The organism is Vogesella mureinivorans (genome assembly GCF_007644035.1).
Classification (GTDB): domain Bacteria; phylum Pseudomonadota; class Gammaproteobacteria; order Burkholderiales; family Chromobacteriaceae; genus Vogesella; species Vogesella mureinivorans.
In genome coordinates this window covers 1-495 of record NZ_VMTV02000687.1, presented here as the reverse complement: position 1 = coordinate 495, position 495 = coordinate 1, and the positions used below count along the sequence as shown (strand labels likewise).

Sequence of the window (495 nt, the reverse complement as noted above, 5' to 3'; positions counted from 1 at the left end):
CGCGCCCGGCATGTCGCCGCGGCGGGCCTTCCAGCGCGCCGCCCTGCCGCTGGCGCGGCCCTTCATCGCCGGCGGGGTGCTGCTGGTGCTGATGGAAACCCTGGCCGACTTCGGCACCGTGGCCGCCTTCAACTACGACACCCTCACCAGCGCCATCTACAGCGCCTGGTTCGCGATGTTCTCCACCGACACCGCCCTGCAGATCGCCGCCGTGATGCTGCTGGCAGTGATCGCCCTGGTGCTGCTGGAGGCACGTTCGCGGCGCCGCCAGTCCTTCGTGCAGCTGGGCGCGGTCAGCGCGGCGCGCCTGCCGCTGGGGCGCTGGCGCTGGGCCGCGACCGTGTTCTGCGCCGTGGTGTTCGCCATCGCCTTCGTGCTGCCGGTGGCGCGGCTCGGCTGGATCGCTGCCGCACAGCTGCATGAGTTCGACGCGCGCTACTTCGAGTTCGTCTGCACCGGCGTGCTGCTGACCTCGACGCCTGCCGCGCGGACCGT

The 495-nt window shown here is 72.1% G+C and carries 1 pseudogene; it reads left to right on the top strand.

Annotated features, from left to right (window positions below):
* Nucleotides 1–495, top strand: a pseudogene (locus FLQ44_RS23775) (iron ABC transporter permease); the annotation flags it as partial.